Source organism: Tistlia consotensis USBA 355, from assembly GCF_900177295.1.
GTDB lineage: Bacteria > Pseudomonadota > Alphaproteobacteria > Kiloniellales > DSM-21159 > Tistlia > Tistlia consotensis.
Genome location: NZ_FWZX01000076.1, coordinates 1 through 1,742, shown reverse-complemented (window position 1 = coordinate 1,742; position 1,742 = coordinate 1). Strand labels below are relative to the sequence as shown.

The 1,742-nt window shown below is 72.9% G+C and carries 1 protein-coding gene; it reads left to right on the top strand.

Going from position 1 to position 1,742, the window contains the following annotated elements; genetic code table 11:
• Window positions 1-309: 309 nt before the first annotated feature.
• Window positions 310-1,742: hypothetical protein (locus tag B9O00_RS32130; RefSeq protein ID WP_143596446.1), on the top strand; the 1,433-nt coding region annotated here is incomplete at its 3' end.

Sequence of the window (1,742 nt, the reverse complement as noted above, 5' to 3'; positions counted from 1 at the left end):
CTCGCCGACCAGGTCGACCGCTTCCTCGAAAGAATCAGGGCGGCCTAGAGGCGAGCCTGCCTGTCACGGGCGGCGCGGCCCCATCCCGACGCATCCGGGGTGGGGCCGCTTTCCTTTGCGCGCCGATCCGGCCCTTGCTGCACTGCGGCATTTGCGCCACGCCCGGCCGGGAAAAGCCGCTCGACCGCAGGTATCCCGGCACCGTGCCCGGGGCGTTAACCCGGCCGCAAGACTCGCCTGACGACAGTCTTCTATCCACGCCGGGCGTTCGTCCGGACCGCAAGCCGAACAACCAAGAAGAGCAGAGACATGAACCTCCCGGGGACCAGCCAGGCATTCGACCAGGGGCATGACATCGAGGGGTACGACAGCGGGGCGCGCGATGCGCGGCCCGGCCGGCGCGGAGGCTTCGGGATCGCGCCCCGGCTGTTTCTCTCTTTCGGCGGGGTCGCGGCGCTGACCCTGCTGGCCTGCGGCGTCGCGGTGATCGGCGGGCGAGACGTCCGGAAGAGCTTCTCGATCGCGACCGACCGCAGTGTGCCGGCCCTGACCGAGGCGCTGACCCAGCAGGCCGGCGCGGCCAGCCTGGCGGCTGCGGCGCCGCTGCTCGCCGCGGCCGGCAGCGAGGCGGAACGCACGGCCGAGCGGGACGGCCTAAACGGCAAGCTGGCGACCCTGGAGAGCGGGGTCGAGCGGCTGCAGGCGCTGGGCGCCCGGCCGGAGCGGATCGAGGCGATCCGCAACGACATCGCGGCCCTGGCCGGTGCGACCGGCAGCCTGGACAAGGCGGTCGCGCTCGAAGGCAAGCTCGCGGCCGAGATCGCCGGCCGCCGCCAGGCGATGAACGCCGCCCATGCGGCCCTGCTCGACAGTGCGGACCAGGCGACCAAGACCTCGAGCGACAACATGAACATGGCGGGCGTCGCGACGGGCATGACCTTCAAGTCCCGCATGCACTCGCTGCTCAAGCACGAGGTCGCCGACGTCACCCGCGGCCTCGAGGCCTCGGCGGGCGTCGAGCGGCTCGGCAGGCTGCTGTTCGCCGGCCTGGCGGCGGGCGAGCCGGGCGAGCTCGACCGGCTGTCCGGCCTGTTCGACAAGCAGGCCAAGGCCCTGCAGTCCGCTCTCGGCAGGCTGCCGGAGGGCGCCTGGAGCACGCCCCTGAAGGAGGCGCTCGCCGCCCTGAAGGCGCTGGGCAGCGGACCCGACGGCGTCTTCGAGCAGCGCCGCGGCCTGCTGGCCCTGCCGGCTGCCGAGCGCCGGGACGCCGAGCAGGCCCAGGCCGGCCTCGCCGGCCGGGTCGAGGCGGCGACCGACGCGCTGGCCAAGCAGCTGGGGCCGCTGCAGGACGAGAGCGAGCGCAACCTGAAGATCGCCAGCAAGCAGACGGTCTCCGAGAGCAACGACGCGATCCGTTCGCTGATGGACGAGAGCGTGAAGTCGCTGCGCGGCATCCTCAGCCTGAAGGCCGAGGGCAACCGCATGGCCGGCCTGATGGGCCAGGCCACGACGGCACCGAACGCCGAGGTCCTGAAGCAGCTGCAGGCCGACTTCGCCGAAACGGCGAGCCGTGCCGCGGCAGCCCTGGCCGGCACCGACAAGCTCGCCGAGCAGCTCGACGCCAAGCGGGCGCCGCTCCAGGTCTTCGGCGAGAAGGCGGGGAACGTCTTCGAGCTTCGCTCGGAGCAGCTGGCGGCGCAGCGGCAGGCGGAGCAGGCGCTTTCGGAGAGCCGGCAGGCGGC